Source organism: Nocardia donostiensis (assembly GCF_002081715.1).
Lineage (GTDB): Bacteria > Actinomycetota > Actinomycetes > Mycobacteriales > Mycobacteriaceae > Nocardia > Nocardia donostiensis.
In genome coordinates this window covers 16,539-34,911 of the sequence record NZ_MUKP01000039.1, presented here as the reverse complement: position 1 = coordinate 34,911, position 18,373 = coordinate 16,539, and the positions used below count along the sequence as shown (strand labels likewise).

The following is an 18,373-nucleotide window of genomic DNA, read 5'->3' as shown; positions in this document are numbered from 1 at the left end:
CGCGAGCGACCTCCGGTGGCGCCGATGTCGTTGTTCCTTCGGTTCTGGCCCCGATTGTCACATGCTCGCTTACCCTCGCACCCGACCCCGAAACGCCGCCGCGCGGCGTCGCGGTCACGACGATGCGACGCGTTCGTGCACGGTCAGCAACAGATGGTCGAACGCGGTGCGCAGCGTGGGCGTCGCATGCCGGACCGCGGATATTTCGGTGACCAACTGTTCGGCGAGGGCGCGCAGTTTGGTGTTGGTTTCCTGCGAGCGCCAGGTCAGCACCCGGAACGCCTGGTCGGCGTCGATACCGTAGACGAGCATCAGCGCGCCCTTGGCCTGTTCGATCACCGCGCGGGCGGCGAACAGTTCCGGCAGGGTGTCGTCCAGTGCTTCCTGCCGGTGTTCGGCGAGGGTGCCGGTGACGTCGACGTAGTAGCCGCAGGTACCGACAACCTCGCCCCGCTCGTCGGTCATGGTGTCGGCGACGACGATGACGTTGCGGGTGCGGCCCGCGGTGTCGATGATGCGATGGCTGCTGCAGAACGGTTCTCCCTCGCTCACGGATTTGGCCAGGGTGCCCGCCACCTCGTCCCGGTCGTCGGGGTGTTTGTGGTCGAGCAACAGTTCGGTGGTCGGTGTCATCGCAGCGGCGGGGTAGCCGTGCATCTGCGCCACCCCGGCGGACCATTCCCAGCGCTGGCCGGCGAACCAGAATCGGAAACCGCCGACGCTCTGCAAACTGTCGGGGCCCACCGCACGGTCCAGCACATCAGCATCTTCGGGGGAGGCCGCGCCGCATTCACTCACCGCCCGATTATCGGCGGTGCGCGGGATCGGCGCGAATACTGGACCGGTGCGGCAGGCCGCCGTGATCAGTCCTGCAGTGCGGCGCGCATGGTCGGATAGTAGCGGAACAGCGGGCGTACACCCGCCACCTCGAGCACGCGCTCGACTTCTTTACGTCCACTGACCACGCGCAGTTCGGTGCCCTCGTGCCAGGCTCGGGTTTTGGCGGCAGCCAGCGCGGCGGCCGCTCTGATGCCCATGAACGTGGTCGCCCGCAGGTCGAGGATCACCACCGGGCAACCACCCGACCGGCACCGGGCGAGCAGCGTTTTGAAGTCGCCGTCCAAGGCGGCGTCGAGCTCTCCTTCCACTCGCGCTATGACATAGTTCGCGCGCTCATTGCTGTATGCGGACCACATCCGGCTGCTGTGTGAGGTGCGTTCCTCGTGGCGGCGCAGTTCATCGGCGTGATGCAGGGCGGCAGTAGCAGACATATGGAACCCTCCCGTGCGGTAAGGGGCTTCGGTCGCGTGCGACGGGGCCGGTCTCGCGGAAAGGACGGTGATTCGATTCATACTGTCCGGGCCGCGGCCGGCTCCGAAGACCAGCGCACGCTGGACCGGGGTCGGCTGCAGGTTTCAACCACCGTCCATTCTGGCATGGCTTCTGTCGGCTGTACACCGGATCAGGGGTTTGGTGCGCCCGCCCGTGGCTATGCGAGGCAGGACCGGCGACGCGGGAACCAGCCCGGCGCGCCCGGTGTGGCAGGAGCCGGACAACAGGCGGGAGGTCACGGTATGGCGGAGTCGCTGAACGCGGTCGCACTGGTGTGCACACTGAAGAAGACACCCGCGGAATCCAGCAGCGAACTCATCGCCCGGCAGCTGCTCGACCAGTTGGCCGGGCACGGTGTACACGGCGAGCTGGTCCGGCTGGTCGACTACGACATTCATCCCGGTGTCACCACCGACGAAGGTGACGGGGACCAGTGGCCGCATATCCGCGCGAAGATCGCCGAGGCGGACATTCTGCTGGTGGCCACCCCGACGTGGCTCGGTCATATGTCGTCGGTGGCGCAGCGTGCGCTCGAACGCCTGGACGCCGAACTGTCCGAGCCCGACAGCGCGGGTCGTCCATCCATGTTCGGCAAGGTCGCCACCGCCGCCGTGGTCGGTAACGAGGACGGCGCGCACAAGATCATCGCCGATCTGTTCCAGGGGCTCGACGATATCGGTTTCACCATTCCGGCTCAGGGCGGCACCTACTGGAACGGTGAGGCGATGAGCGGCGTCGACTACCTCGAACTGGATACCGTCCCCGAGGCCGTCGCGTCCACGAACGCGACCCTGGCCCGCAACGCTGCCCATCTGGCCCGGCTGCTGCGCACACAGCAGTACCCGGCCTGAGTTCCGGCCCGATACACGCGCGCCGGGCGGCCCGTTGATTGCGCGCATCGGACCGGGGTATCCCCGAGCCAGGAGGTGGGCCTGCGTACGCCCGAGGCATGCCATGACACACCGGTCCGAAACCAGCTCGCAGCCGCGCTGGGGCGTCAGTAGACCAGTGACCTGCAGGAGCTTGTCATGACCGAAACCGTATCCGTCGGCGAACGTTCCTGGCGGTTGCCGCGGCCACGCGGCCCGCTGTCGGCCGATATCGTCGAACTGCTGCGCGCCGATCCCGGCGATGCGGTACCCGACCCGCCCGCCGATATGGACCCCTACGGCGAGGATCTACAGCTGACGCTGCACACCTGCTACGAACTGCACTATCAGGGGTTCGACGGCGTCGACCCGGAGTGGGAATGGGATCCGCGGCTGTTGGAGCTGCGAGCCCGGCTGGAACGGATCTTCCTGACCGCCCTGCGTGCCGATGTCGACGGCGGCGACGATATCGAGGCCGAACTGGAGCGGCTGCTGCTCGCTCCGGCCGAGAGCGACGGTGGCGATACCTCGGATATCGCCACCTATCTGCGGGAGAACGGCCAGTGGTGGCAGATGCGCGAATATTTCGTGCACCGGTCGATCTATCACCACAAGGAGGCCGACCCGAATGCGTGGTTGATCCCGCGGCTGCGCGGGCAGGCGAAGGCATCGCTGGTTGCGGTCGAGTTCGACGAGTTCGGCGGCGGCCGCGGCGACCGGGTGCACGCGCGGCTGTATGCGGATCTGCTGGCAGCTGCGGGCCTGGACGACTCCTATCTGCACTACCTGGACGTGGTGCCCGCACCGATGCTCACGCTGGTCGACATGATGTCGCTGTTCGGTGTGCATCGCGGGCTGCGGGGCGCTGCGGTCGGGCATTTCGCGGCGGTGGAGATCACCTCCTCGCCGGCATCGCGGCGGCTGACCGAAGCGCTGCGGCGGTTCGACGCGGACCCGGCCTGCCTGCTGTTCTATCTCGAACATGTGGAGGCCGACGCCGTGCACGAGCAGGTGCTGCGCCGGGACGTGATCGGCGATCTGCTGGCCCGCGAACCCGAACTGGCCGCATCGATGGTGTTCGGCATTCAGGCCACCGAGCTGCTCGAGAGCCGTTTCACCGACTATGTGCTCGATTGCTGGGGCGCGGGCCGCAGCTCGTTACGGGAGGACCGACAGTGACAGGGAGGCACAGATTGTTCCGGGCGCCGGGGGTCTACCAGCCACAGCCGGATACCTGGCTGCTGGCGCGCGCCATGGGCGAGGCAGCGTTGCCGGACGGCAGGCGGGTGCTCGACGCCTGCACCGGCACCGGTGCACTGGCGATCGAGGCCGCCCGCGCCGGAGCGCACGCCGTAACAGGTGTCGATATGTCGCGGGCCGCGTTGCTGTCGGCGTGGATCAACAGCAGGGTGCGCGGGATCGAGCTGGAGTTGTTGCGCGGTGACGTGCGCACCGTGATGCGCGACCGCACCTTCGATGTGGTGCTGGCCAATCCGCCATATGTGCCGTCGGCGCGGCACGCCCCCGGCAGCCGGGCCGCCCGCGCCTGGGACGCGGGCCAGCACGGCCGCGATCTGCTCAATCCGCTGTGCCGTATGCTCCCGGCGCTGCTCGCCCCCGGCGGGGTGGCGTTGATCGTGCATTCGGCCGTCTGCGGGCCACATATCAGCCTGACCCAGCTGCGCGACGGCGGCCTGAAAGCGGCGGTGGTGGCGCGGTCGGTGGTCCCGTTCGGGCCGGTGATGCGTAAACGCGCGGCGTGGCTGGAATCGGCGGGCCTCATCGAGCCGGGACAGCGTGACGAAGAACTGGTGGTGATCCGTGCCGACCGAACCCGATAACCAGGCCGAACACCCACCCCAGGATGCGGGCGCCGCGCCGGGGGCGGTGCGGCATGCCACAGACCGCAGGCGCGTGACGTTCACCGCCGACGGACCGGCGCTCATCGAAGGTCCGGTCGAGCTGGTGACCCCGGACGGTAGAACCCTGCGCTGCGACCGCTTCCAGGTCGCGATCTGCCTGTGCCGCCGCTCGAAGAACTACCCGCTCTGCGATACCAGTCACCGCCGCCGCGCACCCCGCCGGTGAACGACGGACAGCGCCGTGGTCAGGCTGTGCAACGGCTTCTTCGCGCCGGTCGCAAGATCAGTTGACCGCGACCTCGTCCAACTGCCCGGCAGCGGCCGCAAGCAGCAGTTCCGCGCCGAAGCAGACCACCTGGTCCAGCACCTCTTCCGGAGCACCGTCGAACTGGCGGTGCCAAGCACGCACCCCGTCTGCAGCGGCGACGGCGAACCAGACCGAACCGGGTGGTTCGCCGTCCTGCCCGTCCGGGCCACCGGCTCCGGTAACACCGGCGGCGATACTCGCATCGAAGAGTTCGCGCACCCCCTCGGCCATCGCGCTCGCCGCGGGCCGCGACACCACCGGCACCTCGGGCACCCCGAGGACCCGGTGTTTCACCGCACTGCTGTAGGCCACGACGCCGCCGCGGAACCACTCGGCCGAATCCGGCGCGGCGCCCAACGCTGCGGCGAGCTGCCCCGAGGTCAGCGATTCGGCGACAGCGACGGTGATACCGCGGCCCTCCGCGATCTCGGCGAGCTTTTTCGCGCACTCCTGTGCTCGCCCCAGCACAGCCGGGACGAGCACCCCATCGGATTCAGGCTGGGACGGCATGGGTGTCCCGCTGCCAGATCCGGTGCCCCGCCAGCGCGGCGACGAAGGATCCGACGAACTGCTCCGAGACCTGCTCGCCCGCATCCGTGCACACCACCACGCCGTCGACGGCGTGGTCGGTTTCCCCGGGCGGGGTCTGCGCGGCGATACCGCCGGCCCGCAACACTTCCACGCCCGCGCCGAGGGCACCCACCGGTTTGGCGTGTTTGAACGCCTCCAACGCGAAATGCAACGCAGGCCCCGTTTCTGCGATAGTGCGGGCGCAGGCTTCGCCCCCCGCGACGATCACCGCATCGTAGAGCACCGACGCCATGGTGGACAGTGTGTGATCCACGGTCACGCCGTCGCCGTCGGCACCGCTGAGTTCACCGCCGTGCGGGGCGAGCACCTCCACGCTCGCGCCGTGTGCGGTCAGTGCGTCGCTGATCCGGCGCACGCCCGCGCCGTCCACGCCATCGGCGGCCAGTACTGCGATCTTGCGGGTGGCGATGGTCGGTGGCGGGTTGTTCAGCTGCGACAGCGCCGGGGAGATCACCACATCTTCCACGGGTTCGCCTGCCGGGGCAGGCAGGCCCAGTTCCGCGGCCACCCGGTTCGACAGGTCGGGGTCGACGCGGACCAACTGGTCGAGCACCCGTTTGCGGATCTCCACTCGGTCGCATTTACCGAGCTCGAAGGCGAATGCCGACACGATGTGCTCGGCTTCCGGCGGGGACATACTGCGCCAGAACATCCGCGGCTGCCGGTAGTAGTCCTTGAAGCTTTCGCTGCGGACCCGGATGGTCTCGCCGTCCACCCGTCGGGTGTAGTGCCGGAATACCTCGGCATCGGCCAGCGCGGGGCAGCCTCCCGCGAGGGTGTTCTTGGTGTAGAAGGCGTTACCGTGCGGCACTTGATACTGGCCGTACCCGTCCTGCTGATGGTTGCGCACGTCGGCGACGGGCCGGTTCACCGGCAACTGGGCGAAGTTCGGTCCGCCGAGGCGGATCAACTGGGTGTCCAGATAGGAGAAGTTGCGCATCTGCAGCAGCGGGTCGTTGGTGAAGTCGATACCCGGCACCACGTTCGCGGTGTGGAAGGCGACCTGCTCGGTTTCGGCGAAGAAATTGTCGGGATTGCGGTTGAGCACCAGCTCACCGACCGGGCGCACCGGCACCTGCTCCTCGGGGATGATCTTGGTCGAGTCGAGCAGATCGAAATCGAAATCGAACTCCTGCTCTTCCGGGACCAGCTGCACGCCCAACTCCCAGCGTGGGAAGTTACCCATGGCGATGTTTTCCCACAGGTCGCGCCGGTTGTAATCCGGATCGCGCCCGGCCACCTGCTGGCATTCGTCCCAGAGCAGCGAATGTGTGCCCAGGCTCGGCTTCCAATGGAATTTCACGAATGTGCCCTTGCCTTCGGCATTGACGAACCGGAAGGTATGCACCCCGAAACCCTGCATCATGCGGAAGCTGCGCGGCAGTGCCCGATCCGACATCAACCACATGATGGCGTGCAGCGTTTCCGGCTGCTCGGCCACGAAATCCCACAGGGTGTTGTGCGCGGACGCGGCCTGCGGTATCTCGTTCTGCGGTTCAGGTTTGACCGCGTGCACGAAATCGGGGAACTTGATGCCGTCCTGGATGAAGAACACCGGGAAGTTGTTACCGACCAGATCGTAATTGCCCTGTTCGGTGTAGAACTTCGTGGCGAAACCGCGCACATCTCGCACCGTGTCCGCCGAACCGCGGGAACCGGCCACCGTCGAGAAACGCACGAAAACCGGTGTCTGCTGTTGCGGATCGGTGAGGAATTTCGCGACCGTGTACTCGGCCAGCCAGCTGTCGTAGGGGCGGAAATACCCGTAGGCGCCCGCGCCACGGGCATGCACCACCCGTTCGGGAATGCGTTCGTGATCGAAATGGGTGACCTTCTCCCTGGCGTGGAAATCTTCGAGCAGGGTGGGGCCTCGGTCACCGACGGTGAGCGAGTCATCGGTGTGGTCGACGCGCACCCCCTGCTGAGTGGTCAGATATCCGCTGTTGCGGTCCTGGCGGTGCGGGTCCAGCTGCCGCTGTTTCGCCGCGCCGCCGTGCTCGTCGCCGCCTGCGGGCTGCCCGATCGCCGCCGAGGCGGCAGGTGTGCCGGTTGGCTGCTGCGATGGTTGGTCCACGATCGTCTCCTCGCTACCAGAAAGCTGCTGCCGACATGCCCTGTCCCCTGGCGGCTTCCCGGAACCGGCACGGGTAAACCGACGGCGGAATCCGCCCGTACCCGCCGGATTGACCATGAGCGCAGCGGGTATGCGCGGCATATGGAACTACTTGTGATCATCGCCATCGTGGTGCTGGTCGCGGCCGTCATCGCCTATCGCAAGATGACCGGAAAACGACCCAACGCGCCGCAGACACCCGACAACGACGGGGAGTAGGCACGTCATGTCATCGATGGACCCCGATCCCGCCGAGACCCCCGACCTGGAGCCCGGAGGTGGGGTGGCCCCTGGCGCTACCCCACCGGACACCCCACAGACTTCCGGGCTCTCGGCGCCCGAACCCGACACCCGCCACCATTTCCCCGGCACCGGTATCGGTGTGATCGTGGCGACCATCGCACTGGTGGTGGTGTTCCTCGTGGTGGCGGTCGCGCTCATCGTCTCGATCGTGTGAGCAGCGCCCCCCGGGGACGCGGCAGCGGGTCCCGCCATGCCGGTCGGCAGAACGGAGCACTTCGTGAAAATCGCTATGGTTTCCGAACACGCCAGCCCGCTCGCCCCGCTGGGTGGTGTCGACGCGGGCGGGCAGAACGTCCACGTCGGCGAGCTTGCGGCCGCTTTCGCCGGTCGTGGGCACGACGTCACCGTCTACACCCGCCGCGACGATCCCGATACCGCCACCGAGGTGATGACCGGCGCCGGGTATCGGGTGGTGCACGTGCCCGCCGGGCCGCCGGAACCCATCCCGAAGGACGCCATCCTGCCCCACCTGGGCGAATTCGCCGGGTTCCTGCACCGGCATTGGACGCCGGACCCACCCGATATCGTGCACGCGCATTTCTGGATGTCGGGATTGGCCACCGCACTGGCGGTGCGGGGAAGCGGTATTCCCGTGGTGCTCACCTTTCATGCGCTGGGTACCGTCAAACGCCGGTATCAGGGCAGCGCCGACACCAGCCCGCCGTCCCGGATCAAGTTCGAACGTCTCATCGCCACCCGCGCCGACCGGGTCATCGCCACCTGCCGGGACGAGGTGGCCGAACTGGAACGGATGGGTGTCCCACGTTCCCGGGCCTCGGTGGTGCCCTGCGGGGTCGATCTGTCGTTGTTCACCCCCGACGGCAAGGTCGCCGACCGGGCAGACGGTATGCGGCGGCTGGTTTCGGTGGGCAGGCTGGTCCGGCGCAAAGGGTTCGATACCGCGATCCGCGCGTTACCGCTGCTGCCCGATACCGAACTGCTCATCGCCGGTGGTGGTGGCAGCGACCATGCCGACCAGAGCGAGCTCCGCAGGCTCGTCCGGATCGCCGCCGAATACGGGGTGAGCGACCGGGTGCGGCTGCTGGGCCAGGTGCCGCGGGCCCACGTTCCCGAACTGCTGCGTTCCGCCGATGTCGTGGTGTGCACCCCCTGGTACGAGCCGTTCGGCATGGTCCCGCTGGAGGCGATGGCCTGCGGGAAACCGGTGCTGGCCAGCGCGGTCGGCGGCATGCTCGACACGGTCGTCGACGGGGTGACCGGCGCACTGGTCGCGCCAGAACCCGAGCCGGTGGCCACGGCGCTGGCCGACCTGCTCACCGACCGCGTCCGGCGCCGCGCCATGGGCGCGGCCGGACAACGCCGGGCCCGCACCCACTACTCCTGGGACCAGGTCGCCGACACAACTCTGTCGGTCTACCGCCGCCTGGTCCCCGCCCGGCGCGCCGCGGCCGCCGCGAAAGCAGTGACAACCACACCGTTCACGACCGAAGGAGCACTGTGAGCCGAACAGCGAGCACACTCGGCACCGTCCTGATCACCGGCGGCGCGTCCGGGCTGGGCGCCGCCACCGTCGACGCGGTCCGCGATGCGGGGGGAACACCGCTGGTCATCGACCGCAAAGAACCCGCAGCCGGAGTCGACTGGGAAAAGGCCGACCTGGCCGACACCGACGCCGCGACCCGCGCCACCGAAGCGCTGATCGACCGGTCCGGTGGTCTCGACGCGGTGTTCACCGCCGCGGGCATCGACTGCTGCGGCAAGCTCGACGAGGTCGCTGCCGACGACTGGGAGCGCGTGATCCGGGTCAACCTGTTCGGCACAGCCGCGGTCGTGCGCGCCGCGCTGCCCGCGCTGAAAGCACGGCACGGCACCGTGGTGACCTGCGCGTCCACTCTCGGCGTCAAGGCTCTACCCGACGCGACCGCCTACTGCGCCTCGAAGTTCGGCGTTGTCGGTTTCACCAGAGCGCTGGCCGCTGAAACGGCAGGCGAGATCGGTGTCACGCTACTGATCCCCGGCGGTATGCACACCGCGTTCTTCGACGGACGCCCCGCCCAATACGTGCCGCCGCCCGATGTTCAACTCAACGACCCGCGCAACGTCGCCGAAACCGCTGTCTTCGCCATGACCCGCCCGCCCGGCTGCGAGATGCGGGAGATGGTGGTCTGCCACTCCACCGAATCATCCTGGCCCTGACCGGCCGATCCCCTGATTAGCGGACCGGATCCCGGGTAGCACCGGAGTATGGTCCCGACCAACGACCAGTTGCTGCACGCACTCACCCGGGCGGCGAACGCGCTGTCGCGCAGCGGCATCCGTTTCGCCGTGGCGGGCGGCTGCGCGGTGTACGCGCGCGGTGGTCCCGCCTCCGACCACGATGTCGACCTGTTCATCAAACCGGCCGACTGTGGGCGCGCACGCAGCGAACTGGCCAAGGCGGGTCTGCGCGTGGCCGATGCGGCCGAAGATTGGCTGACCAAGGCTTACGACGGTGTCACCTTGATCGACCTGATCCACCGGCCGAACAACCGGGAGGTCACCGATGAGCTCCTGGACCGCGCCGAGATGATGCGGGTGGGGCCGACCGTGGCCCCCGTCGTCGACGGCACCGATCTGCTCGTCGACAAACTTCTGGTCTTCGACGCGCACCGGCTCGACCTGAGCCCGCTCCTGCGGATCTCCCGCGACCTGCGCGAACAGGTGGACTGGCGGTCGGTACGCGAACAGACCGAACACTCCCCCTACGCCAGGGCGTTCCTCGGCCTGATCGACGACCTCGGCATCGCCGATACGCGACAGAGCAGCGCCGACACGCGAAAGGTGGAATAGATGGCCGGCATATCGAACGAACCCGGTGCCGCACGGATTCAGCCGCCGGAATATCTCGCCGCCAAACTGCACCGCGCACTCGCCGAGGACCCCCGCACCTCCGAGCAGGGTGTGCAGGTACGCATCCGCGGCGAGGTAGTGGTGCTCGACGGCGAAGTCGGCAACGCCGAACGCCGCCGCATGCTCGAAGACGTGGTACGGGAACTGCTTCCGGACGCGCGCATCCACAACGACGTACACATCACCGGGTCGAGCGGGCCGGGTGAATGTGAAGACCTGAGCTGAGGCCATCGCGGACGAAAAGGAGCTGGCAGATGCGGATCGCGGCGGTCGGAGACGTCCACCTGGGTACCGATTCGCGCGGGGTGTTACGGCCTGCGCTGCGGCAGCTGCCCGAACGGGCGGATGTGCTGTTGCTGGCCGGTGATCTGACCAAGCACGGCACCGTGGAGGAAGCCGAGGTGGTCGCCGACGAGTTCGCCGGTCTCGGCGTCCCGGTGGTCGCGGTGCTCGGCAACCACGACCATAACAGCGACGCGGGTGCCGAGATCACCGAACTGCTGCAGGCACACGGGATCACGGTGCTGGAAGGGACGTCGGCCACCGTATCGGTGGACGGGCAGACACTGGGCATCGCCGGGACGAAAGGTTTCGGCGGCGGGTTCGCCGGTAAATGCGCCAGCGTCTTCGGGGAACGTATAATGCGCGATTTCGCGGGGCACACCGTCGATCTGGCCGATTCGCTGGGACGCGCACTGGGCGAGCTGGACACCGATGTGACAATCGCGCTCACCCACTACTCCCCCACCAGCGACACCCTGCACGGCGAACCGCGCGAAATCTACCCGTTCCTCGGTTCATATCTGCTGGGCGAGCCGATCGACGCCTACGGGGCGGATCTGGCAGTGCACGGGCATGCGCATTCGGGCTGTGAACGCGGCACCACTCCCGGCGGTATCCGGGTCCGCAATGTGGCCCAACCGGTTATCCGTACCGCTTTCGCGGTGTACGAACTGCAACCGCGGCCACAGCGCGCCGCCGCGCGAGCGGAATCGGCATTGACCGGCTGAGCACCGGTTTCACCCGCTGCCCGTGGGGCACCCAGCGGATATGGAAGCTGCGACGAATCCGGCCCAGCAGGAGCCGCGGCCGCTGAACGTGCTCGTCTGGCACGTGCACGGGTCGTGGATGACCTCGTTCGTGCACGGCGGGCACAACTATCTGCTGCCAACCGATGCGGCCGAACCCGAATGGGCGCTCGGGCGCTGTGGGCGGCCGTGGCCGGATACCGCGCGCGAAGTGGCCCCCGGTGATCTGGCGGACGAGCAGGTCGACGTCGTGGTGCTACAACGACCGCACGAACTGGAATTGACCCGGCAGTGGCTGCGCCGCACACCAGGTGTCGATATCCCCGCGGTGTACGTGGAGCACAACGCCCCGCGCGAACATGCGGCGCTGTCGCAGCATCCGGTGTCCGACCGCACCGACATCACGCTGGTGCACGTCACCCACTTCAACCAGTTGATGTGGGACAACGGCCGCGCCCCGGTGACCGTGATCCCGCACGGCATCCTCGATCCCGGGCATCTGTACTCCGGGGAACTGGCCCGCGCCGCTACCATCATCAACGAACCGGTGCGGCGCTGGCGCATCACCGGCACCGATCTGCTGGTCCCGCTGTCGGAGGCCGCCCCGTTCGACGTATACGGGATCGGCACCGACAATCTGCACCGTTCGCTGCTGCTGCCACCGGAACGGGTGCACGGCGCGGGCGATCACCCACAGCAGCGCCTGCACGCCGAACTCGCCCGGAGGCGGTTGTTCGTGCACACCCCGCGCTGGACCTCGCTCGGGCTGTCGGTGCTGGAAGCGATGTATCTGGGTATGCCGATCGTCGCAGTCGCCACCACCGAAGCGCCGGTGTCGATTCCGGCCGAGGCCGGTGTCGTCTCGACCGAGATCGATGTGCTCGCCGAGGGGATTCGGCAGTTCGTCCACGAACCGTTCTTCGCCGAACTCGCGGGCAAGGCGGCGCGGCACTGGGCGCTGACCAACTACGGCATAGACGAGTTCATCCGCCGCTGGGACCGGCTGCTCACCGATAAGGTCGCCGCCCATCCCGGCAACCCATGACCGGACATGTGCTCGCTGCCCGGCTCGACAGCGCGGGCGATGTGCTGGTGACCGGTCCGGCAGTGCGGGCCGTGGCCGACGCTGCCGAACGGGTGACATTTCTGGCCGGTCCCCTGGGAGCGGCGGCGGCCGAACTGCTGCCCGGGGTCGATCGGGTGATCGAATTCCGAGCCGGGTGGGTGGATTTCGACGCTCCGGCGCCGACCGCGGCCGACGTCGAGCGGTTGCGCGCCCGCATCGCGGAGCTGGACGTGGACCAGGCGCTGATCTTCACCTCGTTTCATCAGTCGCCGCTGCCGCTGGCGCTGATCCTGCGGATGGCGCAGGTTCCGCGGATCAGCGCTATCAGCGTCGACTATCCCGGTTCGCTGCTGGACGTGCGCCATCGCGTCGACGACGATGTGCCCGAGCCGATCAGGGCGCTGTCACTGGCTGCGGCGGCCGGGTTCCCCGTCGGCGACGACCGGCTGCGGGTGCGCTCGGATTTGCCCGATACTCGCGAGCTGACCGGCGAACCCGGTTATGTCGTCGTGCATCCCGGCGCCGCCGTGCCCGCACGCCGGATGTCGGCGCGGCGTTCGCGGGCGCTGACCGCAGCCTTACATGAGGCCGGATACCGAGTGCTGGTCACCGGTGCCCCCGCCGAACAGGAACTCACCGCCTTCACCGCGGGCAGGTCTGCGGTAGATCTGGGCGGGGCAACGGATCTGGCCGGTCTGGCGTCGGTGCTGCGGGACGCGGCAGTTGTGGTCGCGCCCAATACCGCGGCGGCGCATCTGGCGGCCGCGGTCGGCACCCCGGTGGTGTCGCTGTTCGCTCCAGTGGTGCCTGCACTGCGGTGGGCGCCACACGGGGTGCCTGCGATCGTGCTCGGCGACCAGAACGCACCGTGTGCGAATTCCCGGGCGCGGCGGTGCCCGGTGCCCGGACATCCCTGCCTGGACGAGATTCCGGAACAGGCGGTGGTGGAAGCAGTGGGCAAACTGATCGACTCCGGCCGCTGATTGAGGCCACCGGCGCCGGGTATCCAGGCCGGGAGAACACCCACCGCGACGCGGTCTCCGAGGAGGAAAACAATGACCGAGCACCGGCACCGGACCACACGCACCCTTTTCGCTGCAGGCCTGCTCTGCGCAGCTGCACTCGGCGCAGCCTGCGGCGACAACGGAGACAACGGGACCGATGATGCGGCGCCCAGCCCGGTCACACCATCGGTGACGATGCCGAGCCCAGAGACCACCGGTGAAGCGCCCGCGGTCGACGAGATCACACCCGAGGCCGCCGCGCAGCTCTGCGATATGATGCGCGCCGATATCGACACCTGGAAGGACCAGGGCGCCACGGTCGCCAAGGTCACCTTCAACGGCACCGTGCACAATTGGGCGGCCCGCGAGGGCGGCCTCAACGACACCATAATCCGGGACAAAACGGTCGTCGACACAGCCACCGAACAGCAGTGCCCGGATGTGCGTCAGCAGGCGCTCGATGCGCTGGAAGTCCCCGATCTCGCTTCGGCGCTGGCCGGTTTCAGCTGAGCCACGTGCGGGTTACATCGGATATCCAGCAGGAACGACTTACCCGCGGCCGATGCTCGCGACCATGCCCCGTGCAGCTGATCCGGGCCGCCGACGAAGACTACGCCGAGCTCGCGCGCGAACTCGGCGTAGTCCACATCCGGAAACGCTTGGGAGGCCGGGAACTTCGATAGCACCTCGGCCACCCCGCGCCGAGCAGATCCGCCACCGTGGACAGCTCCGCGGCGCAGCCACTTGCGCCATGTCCGGCAAGGATCGCCACCCGTTCACCAGCGTTGAGGATCTCCGCCGTGCAACGCAACCCCCGCCGGGCCCCGGCACGGTGGTATACCGGTGCTGCCCCCAGGCTCGACGGCACGTTCTTCCTCGCGTGCTCGGGCGGTTGGTACTCGAGAGCTGATACGTCGGCAGGCGCGATCACCGCCGTCGGGCGCTCGGCCAGCGCGACCTGGATCGCGCGGTCCAGCACGTTCGGCTGCTGCTGCTGGGGGGCCACGCACAGCTGCGCATACGCCCCGCACACATCTTTGAACGCAGCAGGCAGATCGACTTCCTGCTGGTCTGCACCCCCGAGCGCCGTGCGTTCCAGGGTCGAGTTCGGCGTAGTAGAGCTCATTGAGCAGATGCACCGCCCTCGGCCCGCCGGTGGCCGCGCACACCCCGATCTCACCGGAGAATTCGGCGAACCCGACCGCAGCGAAAGCCGATTTCCTCATGGCGGGCCTGCACGAACTGCGGATGGTCGATACCGGCGGCCTAGACGGCCAGCAGACCATTGATGCCCTCACCCGGATAGCCCGGCACACCCCGCTGCCGCAGCCTACGCAGCAGCACCGTGCCCGTCTGCTCACCCATCGCACCTCTTCGAGACCGGTTCCGGCTCCTGCGTCACAGGCTTCCCTGCTGTTTCGGGAGTAAACGCGCGCCGAGTTCGGCAAAACAGTTTCAACTGCTTCTTCTCGGGCATCACGCAGACGTGAGAAGCAGTGGCCGTGCCCACCGGGTGCGGCGACGCTGCCAGGGGTTCGCGGGACGCGGGCACGTGCCGCACGAGGCGCAGACCCGGCGGTCGAAAGGAGCTCACGATGCACAATTCAGCAGTTCGTCTCGACCCGCCCGCCCGGCGCCCTGCGGCCGTGCTGTTCGACCGCGACGACACCCTGATCGCCGATACCGGCTACATTTCCGACCCCGCACTGGTGTGTCCGGTCCCGGCAGCGCGAACCCAGTTGCGCAAGCTACGCCGGGCCGGAATACGGACCGGCGTGGTCAGCAACCAGTCCGGTGTCGCCTCAGGGCTGATATCCCCCGCTGAACTGGCGGCGGTCAACGCCCGGGTGGAGGAACTGCTCGGACCGTTCGACACCTGGCAGATCTGCGTGCACGGACACGCAGATGGCTGCCGCTGCCGCAAACCCGAACCCGGGCTCGTGCTGGCCGCGGCCGCCGCACTCGGCGTCGCCCCGGGCCGCTGCGTGGTGATCGGCGACATCGGTTCCGATATCGAGGCGGCGCTGGCGGCCGGAGCAGGCGCGGTGCTGGTGCCGACCGAACGCACCCGCCGCGCCGAAATCGCTTTCGCCGAACGCAACGCCGCGGTCGCCTCCGACCTCACCTCGGCCGTCGGCATAGCCCTTGCGGGCGCGCACAGGAAGGACGAACCACTGTGAGCACCATGGACACCTCCACCGGAAACCCGGCCGTCGGCAGGCGGAACGGCAAGAAACCGGCCCCCCCGGATCCAGCTGCCGTGACCTATCCGCGCCGCCCGGCTGCCGACGCCGAACTCGAACAGCATTTCACCGCGCTGCGCACCGCGTTGCAGACCAACCTCGGCACGGCCTGTGCGCAGGTGCGTTCCTGGGGGGAACAGTTGGCGCGGGTATACGAGGACGGCGGCAGGCTCTTTGCCTGCGGTAACGGCGGCAGCGCCGCCGAAGCCCAGCATCTGACAGCGGAACTGACCGGGCGTTTCCGTGCCGAACGTCGGCCGCTGTCGGCCGTCGCCTTACACGCCGATACCTCCAGCACCACCGCGATCGTCAATGATTACGGTCTAGAGGAGATGTTCGCCCGGCCGCTGCGGGCCCACGGCAGGCCCGGCGATGTGTTGGTCGCCCTGTCCACCAGCGGCGCCAGCGCCAATGTCGTCGCCGCCGCCAAAGCCGGGCACGAGATCGGCCTGCACACCTGGGCGATGACCGGCCCGTCACCCAACCCGCTCGCCGCGCTCTGCGACGAAGCCATCGCGGTCGAAGCGCCCACGGTGGCGACCGTGCAGGAAATGCACCTGGTACTGGTGCATGCCCTGTGCACCGCCTTGGAAGCCGCGCTAGAGGTGCATTCGTGACCGCTGCCGGGAACGGGAACGGGTCGATGCCGCGGCATGGCCCGCTCGTCGTGGTCGGCGATGTGCTGCTCGATATCGACATCGAGGGCCGGGCCGATCGTTGCAGTCCCGACGCCGCAGTCCCCGTTGTCGATGTGGCCGCGAAAACCTACCGCCCCGGCGGTGCCGGGCTGGCGGGGCTCCTGGCCGCACAGGACGGCGACACCGTCCTCATCGGCGGTTTCGCCGACGACGACGCGGGTGTTCTGCTGCGCCGTCTGCTGGACGAACGGGTGCACACGCTGGCGTTGCCCGTGACGGGTAGCACTGTCTGCAAGGAGCGGGTACGGGCCCACGGCCCGTGGGCGGGGCCCGCTGCCGCCGACGCGCCCGCCCCGATCACCCGCCTCGATTTCGGTGACGGGCGCCTGCGCCCCGACCTGCTGCCCGAGACGGTACGAGCCGCGCTGTCCGGTGCCCGCGCCATCCTGGTGGCCGACTACGGCCGCGGTGTTGCCGACCATCCGCAGTTGCGCGCGATATTGGCGGCACTGGGCGGGCAGATACCGGTGGTGTGGGACCCGCACCCGCGCGGCCCCACGCCCGTGCCGGGCGCCACCCTGGCCACCCCGAACAGATCCGAAGCCGAGCAACTCGCCCCCGACGGTGGGCGAGGCCACGACCTCGGCGACCGAGCCCGCGACCTCGCCCGCCGCTGGTCCGCCCGCGCGATCGCGATCACCCTCGGCGCCGAGGGCGCGGTCGTCTATCAGCAGAGCTCGCCCGATCCTCGCCAAGTCCCCATCCCCACCGAACTGCGCGCCGCCCGGATCACCGACACCTGCGGTGCAGGCGATCGCTTCGCCACTGCCGCCACCGCCGCCCTCGCCGCCGGAGCCGCCATCGAAGCCGCAGTAGAGCACGCGGTGGCGGCCGCCGCAGAATTCGTCTCCTCGGGTGCGGCTGCCGCCCTCGCCGTCCCCGACCCAAGCAACACGCAGCCGGGCCCCGGCATCTCTGCGACCATCGTCACACCGATCGGTCGAAGCCCACGCACCCGGTCCGAGGCCACCGAAACGCAATGCGCCCGGCACGAGACCCACAACCCGACGCCCGCCCGGACGAGGCCGGCGTCGCTTCCAGCAGCGCCCGAACAGCACTCCGCCGCGCCCCCGACGCACACCCCCCACCTGCCCTGCGCAGACCACGCGGACGGCGGCGACGCGGAACCGGAGCACCGGTGAGCACGGTTCTGGTCCTGCGCGCACTCGGACTCGGTGACCTGCTGACCGCGCTACCGGCCCTGCGCGGACTCCGAGCCGCCTACCCACACCAGCACCTGGTGCTCGCCGCGCCCGGCTGGCTGCGGCCGATCCTGGACCGAGCCGCGCTCGACGCTCACCTGCATCCCACCCCGTCGCTCGGCGCACTGCGCTGGCCCGGCCCGCCGCCCGAGGTGGCGGTGAACCTGCACGGACGCGGCCCGCAGAGCATCGCCGATCTGCTCGGCACCGCACCGGAACGCCTGATCACCTTCGGTCACCCGGGATACCCGGATATCCCGGGCCCGGGCTGGCCCGACGATATCCACGAAACCCAGCGCTGGTGCCTGCTGCTCGCCTCCGCCGGAATCCCCGCCGACCCCGCACAGCTGGCGCTGGAACCCCCGGAGCCGCCGTCCGGACGACTCCGGCCCTACGACACCACCGTGGTCATCCACCCCGGCGGAAGTTCGGCGGCTCGGCGTTGGCCTGCGGAGCGTTTTGCCGTACTCGCCGCACATCTGAACCAGAAAGGATACCGGGTGCTCGTCACCGGCGATGCCAGGGAACGCCGCCTGGCCCGTGCGGTCGCCGCACACGCCGGCCTCGACCCGGCCGCGACGCTCGCCTGCGACCTGACCCTGGACGAACTCGCGGCCACCATCGCGCACGCGAGCCTGCTGATCAGCAATGACACCGGAGTCGGGCACCTGGCGACCGCCTTCGGCACCCCGTCGGTGCTGGTGTTCGGGCCGAACCCCCCGTCGTGGTGGGGCCCGCCGCCGTACCGCGAACAGCACCGCGCCCTCTGGGCCGGCCATATCGGCGACCCGCATGCCCCCACTCCCGATCCCGGTCTACTCGCCGTCACCACCGACGAGGTGCTCGCCGCCGTGGAAGAACAGCTGGACACCACATCCCAGCCTGCCCACTGACCAGCGCACCGC

The 18,373-nt window shown here is 68.8% G+C and carries 23 protein-coding genes; 18 read left to right on the top strand and 5 right to left on the bottom strand.

The genetic code is table 11. The features are described from left to right. Positions 1-114: 114 nt before the first annotated feature. Both B0T44_RS20945 and B0T44_RS20940 read right to left on the bottom strand, forming a co-directional pair. The gene (locus B0T44_RS20945; RefSeq protein WP_081512455.1) at positions 115-798 is read right to left on the bottom strand and encodes a PAS and ANTAR domain-containing protein; all 684 of its coding nucleotides are present in this window, start codon (positions 796-798) and stop codon (positions 115-117) included. A gap of 65 nt (positions 799-863) precedes the next feature. Then, the gene (locus tag B0T44_RS20940; protein WP_077116270.1) at positions 864-1,271 is read right to left on the bottom strand and encodes an STAS domain-containing protein; all 408 of its coding nucleotides are present in this window, start codon (positions 1,269-1,271) and stop codon (positions 864-866) included. A gap of 303 nt (positions 1,272-1,574) precedes the next feature. On the opposite strand from B0T44_RS20940, the gene B0T44_RS20935 reads away from it, so the two are divergent. The 4 genes from B0T44_RS20935 (at position 1,575) to B0T44_RS20925 (ending at position 4,289) form a co-directional block, all read left to right on the top strand. Further along, entirely contained in the window at positions 1,575-2,183 is a 609-nt protein-coding gene (locus B0T44_RS20935) for a flavodoxin family protein (RefSeq protein ID WP_077116269.1), read from the top strand. 177 nt (positions 2,184-2,360) lie between these two features. Beyond that, positions 2,361-3,380: an iron-containing redox enzyme family protein gene (locus B0T44_RS26720; protein WP_077116268.1), complete on the top strand. Its 1,020-nt coding sequence runs from the start codon at positions 2,361-2,363 to the stop codon at positions 3,378-3,380. Next, positions 3,377-4,042: a HemK2/MTQ2 family protein methyltransferase gene (locus tag B0T44_RS26715; RefSeq protein WP_077116267.1), complete on the top strand. Its 666-nt coding sequence runs from the start codon at positions 3,377-3,379 to the stop codon at positions 4,040-4,042. Before B0T44_RS26720 ends, B0T44_RS26715 begins: the two co-directional genes overlap by 4 nt. Further along, on the top strand, positions 4,023-4,289 hold the full coding sequence (locus B0T44_RS20925; RefSeq protein ID WP_077116266.1) for a CDGSH iron-sulfur domain-containing protein: 267 nt from the start codon (positions 4,023-4,025) through the stop codon (positions 4,287-4,289). Before B0T44_RS26715 ends, B0T44_RS20925 begins: the two co-directional genes overlap by 20 nt. A gap of 57 nt (positions 4,290-4,346) precedes the next feature. Here B0T44_RS20925 and B0T44_RS20920 read toward each other — a convergent pair whose 3' ends face one another. Both B0T44_RS20920 and B0T44_RS20915 read right to left on the bottom strand, forming a co-directional pair. Next, positions 4,347-4,880, bottom strand: a complete 534-nt coding sequence (locus B0T44_RS20920) for a CinA family protein (protein WP_077116265.1) — start codon at positions 4,878-4,880, stop codon at positions 4,347-4,349. Then, positions 4,864-6,984, bottom strand: a complete 2,121-nt coding sequence (locus B0T44_RS20915) for a catalase (RefSeq protein ID WP_077116427.1) — start codon at positions 6,982-6,984, stop codon at positions 4,864-4,866. The genes B0T44_RS20920 and B0T44_RS20915 overlap by 17 nt, the downstream gene beginning before the upstream one ends. Before the next feature lie 316 nt (positions 6,985-7,300). Here B0T44_RS20915 and B0T44_RS20910 point away from each other — a divergent pair, with 316 nt between their 5' ends. From B0T44_RS20910 to B0T44_RS20875, 9 genes are all read left to right on the top strand, one after another. After that, the gene (locus B0T44_RS20910; protein WP_077116264.1) at positions 7,301-7,531 is read left to right on the top strand and encodes a DUF6480 family protein; all 231 of its coding nucleotides are present in this window, start codon (positions 7,301-7,303) and stop codon (positions 7,529-7,531) included. A 63-nt stretch (positions 7,532-7,594) separates the two neighbouring features. Continuing rightward, positions 7,595-8,839, top strand: a complete 1,245-nt coding sequence (locus B0T44_RS20905) for a glycosyltransferase (protein WP_077116426.1) — start codon at positions 7,595-7,597, stop codon at positions 8,837-8,839. After that, the gene (locus tag B0T44_RS20900) at positions 8,836-9,534 is read left to right on the top strand and encodes an SDR family oxidoreductase (protein WP_077116263.1); all 699 of its coding nucleotides are present in this window, start codon (positions 8,836-8,838) and stop codon (positions 9,532-9,534) included. Before B0T44_RS20905 ends, B0T44_RS20900 begins: the two co-directional genes overlap by 4 nt. A gap of 48 nt (positions 9,535-9,582) precedes the next feature. Beyond that, the gene (locus tag B0T44_RS20895) at positions 9,583-10,167 is read left to right on the top strand and encodes a nucleotidyltransferase family protein (protein ID WP_081514865.1); all 585 of its coding nucleotides are present in this window, start codon (positions 9,583-9,585) and stop codon (positions 10,165-10,167) included. Beyond that, positions 10,168-10,452, top strand: a complete 285-nt coding sequence (locus B0T44_RS28200) for a BON domain-containing protein (protein ID WP_081514866.1) — start codon at positions 10,168-10,170, stop codon at positions 10,450-10,452. Between the two features lie 29 nt (positions 10,453-10,481). Beyond that, entirely contained in the window at positions 10,482-11,237 is a 756-nt protein-coding gene (locus B0T44_RS20890) for a metallophosphoesterase family protein (protein WP_077116262.1), read from the top strand. 40 nt (positions 11,238-11,277) lie between these two features. Further along, positions 11,278-12,300: a glycosyltransferase gene (locus B0T44_RS20885; RefSeq protein WP_077116261.1), complete on the top strand. Its 1,023-nt coding sequence runs from the start codon at positions 11,278-11,280 to the stop codon at positions 12,298-12,300. Next, positions 12,297-13,304 carry a glycosyltransferase family 9 protein gene (locus B0T44_RS20880; protein ID WP_077116260.1) on the top strand — a complete coding sequence of 336 codons (1,008 nt, stop codon included), beginning with the start codon at positions 12,297-12,299 and terminating at the stop codon, positions 13,302-13,304. The genes B0T44_RS20885 and B0T44_RS20880 overlap by 4 nt, the downstream gene beginning before the upstream one ends. Before the next feature lie 72 nt (positions 13,305-13,376). Next, positions 13,377-13,835 carry a hypothetical protein gene (locus B0T44_RS20875; RefSeq protein WP_077116259.1) on the top strand — a complete coding sequence of 153 codons (459 nt, stop codon included), beginning with the start codon at positions 13,377-13,379 and terminating at the stop codon, positions 13,833-13,835. Between the two features lie 100 nt (positions 13,836-13,935). Here the strand turns inward: B0T44_RS20875 and B0T44_RS20870 are convergent, their stop codons facing one another. Continuing rightward, positions 13,936-14,451: a hypothetical protein gene (locus tag B0T44_RS20870; RefSeq protein ID WP_081512451.1), complete on the bottom strand. Its 516-nt coding sequence runs from the start codon at positions 14,449-14,451 to the stop codon at positions 13,936-13,938. Here B0T44_RS20870 and B0T44_RS28735 point away from each other — a divergent pair. From B0T44_RS28735 to B0T44_RS20845, 5 genes are all read left to right on the top strand, one after another. After that, positions 14,451-14,753, top strand: coding sequence for a hypothetical protein (locus tag B0T44_RS28735; RefSeq protein ID WP_081512449.1), 303 nt, complete (start codon positions 14,451-14,453; stop codon positions 14,751-14,753). The genes B0T44_RS20870 and B0T44_RS28735 overlap by 1 nt on opposite strands. Before the next feature lie 167 nt (positions 14,754-14,920). Then, on the top strand, positions 14,921-15,505 hold the full coding sequence (locus B0T44_RS20860; RefSeq protein ID WP_077116257.1) for an HAD-IIIA family hydrolase: 585 nt from the start codon (positions 14,921-14,923) through the stop codon (positions 15,503-15,505). Next, positions 15,502-16,185 (top strand): D-sedoheptulose-7-phosphate isomerase, encoded by a 684-nt coding sequence (locus B0T44_RS20855; protein ID WP_245839604.1) that lies wholly within the window; start codon positions 15,502-15,504, stop codon positions 16,183-16,185. The genes B0T44_RS20860 and B0T44_RS20855 overlap by 4 nt, the downstream gene beginning before the upstream one ends. After that, positions 16,182-17,408, top strand: coding sequence for a PfkB family carbohydrate kinase (locus B0T44_RS27630; RefSeq protein ID WP_081512447.1), 1,227 nt, complete (start codon positions 16,182-16,184; stop codon positions 17,406-17,408). Before B0T44_RS20855 ends, B0T44_RS27630 begins: the two co-directional genes overlap by 4 nt. Continuing rightward, entirely contained in the window at positions 17,405-18,361 is a 957-nt protein-coding gene (locus B0T44_RS20845) for a glycosyltransferase family 9 protein (protein ID WP_077116255.1), read from the top strand. Before B0T44_RS27630 ends, B0T44_RS20845 begins: the two co-directional genes overlap by 4 nt. Positions 18,362-18,373: the final 12 nt, after the last annotated feature.